Origin of the sequence: Microbacterium sp. ISL-103, from assembly GCF_018613995.1 — a bacterium.
Lineage (GTDB): Bacteria > Actinomycetota > Actinomycetes > Actinomycetales > Microbacteriaceae > Microbacterium.
Window position 1 is genome coordinate 1 of sequence record NZ_JAGGPD010000183.1, and the last position, 1,262, is coordinate 1,262.

2 protein-coding genes are annotated in these 1,262 nt (G+C 66.2%); both read left to right on the top strand.

The window, feature by feature from the left end:
- Nucleotides 1-192 (top strand): cytochrome ubiquinol oxidase subunit I (locus J7E68_RS07650; RefSeq protein ID WP_215171400.1); only part of this gene is annotated, 192 nt, incomplete at its 5' end.
- Nucleotides 193-206: 14 nt separating this feature from the next.
- A complete protein-coding gene (cydB, locus tag J7E68_RS07655) occupies nt 207-1,229 on the top strand; it encodes a cytochrome d ubiquinol oxidase subunit II (RefSeq protein WP_215171402.1) in 1,023 nt (340 codons plus the stop codon).
- Nucleotides 1,230-1,262: the final 33 nt, after the last annotated feature.

The window sequence follows — 1,262 nt, forward strand, 5'->3', positions numbered from 1 at the left end:
ACCACGCAAGACGGCGTCTCGCCGGGGGTCAGCGGCGTCGAGGTGCTCATCTCGCTGATCGCCTTCACCGCGATCTACGCCGCTCTCGCCGTGGTCGAGATCCGCCTCATCATCCGCGCGGCCCAGAAGGGCCCCGACACCGAAGAGCAGCCCCACGAGGAGACGGCCCAGTTGCCGTCGGTCGTGTACTGAGAAAGGGAACAGTCATGGAATACATGTGGTTCTGGATCGTCGCCTTCCTCTTCGTCGGCTACTTCGTGCTCGACGGGTTCGACTTCGGCGTGGGCATGTCGCTGCCGTTCCTCGGCAAGAACGACGTCTCGCGTCGTCAGGTGATCAATACGATCGGCCCGATCTGGGATCTCAACGAGACCTGGGTCATCGTCGCCGGCGCGTGCCTGTTCGCGTCGTTCCCCGAGTGGTACGCGACGCTGTTCAGCGGGTTCTATCTGCCGCTGCTGCTGATCCTGCTCGCGCTGATCCTGCGCGGGGTGTCGTTCGAGTACCGGCACCAGCGCGAGAGCGCGCAGTGGAAGCGCGGCTTCGACCGGATGATCGTGATCGGCTCTGCCGTGCCGGCCCTGCTCTGGGGCGTCGCCTTCGGCAACATCGTGCAGGGGGTGGCGATCGATGAGAACCACATCTACGTCGGCGGCTTCTTCGCGCTTCTGAACCCGTACGCGCTGCTCGTCGGCGTGACGACGCTGCTGCTGTTCTTCCTGCACGGCGTGCTGTTCGTCTCGCTCAAGACCGACGGACAGGTGCACGCGGATGCTCGTCGCCTGGTGAAGCTCGCCGCAGGGCCCACCGTGCTCGCCGCCGCCGGAACCGTGGTCTGGACCATCGGCATCGCCTGGGGGCGCGACGCTCCGCTCCTGCTGATGGTCGTCGGATGCGGCCTCGTCGCAGCCCTCGCCCTCATCGGCTCGGTCGTCTTCTCGATGCGTGGCCGCGACGGGCGGGCCTTCACGGCGGGCGCTGTGACCGTGGCATCCGCTGTGGTGATGCTGTTCGCCGCACTGTTCCCCTACGTGATGCCGTCGACGATCGACCCGGCGTTCAGCCTCACGATCGAGAACGCATCGAGCACGCCGTATACGCTGACGATCATGAGTTGGACCGCCCTGATCGCCCTGCCGCTCGTGCTGGCGTACCAGACGTGGACCTACTGGATCTTCCGCAAGCGGGTCACCCGCAGCTCGATCGAGGGGGCTCCGGCGCACGCGTGAGACTCGGATTCTGCTCCGGTCGCAGTTCGTGCC

Excerpts from the sequence above, each read along its gene's own strand:
- cydB (WP_215171402.1), top strand. The coding sequence starts at position 207 with ATGGAATACATGTGGTTCTGGATCGTCGCCTTCCTCTTCGTCGGCTAC.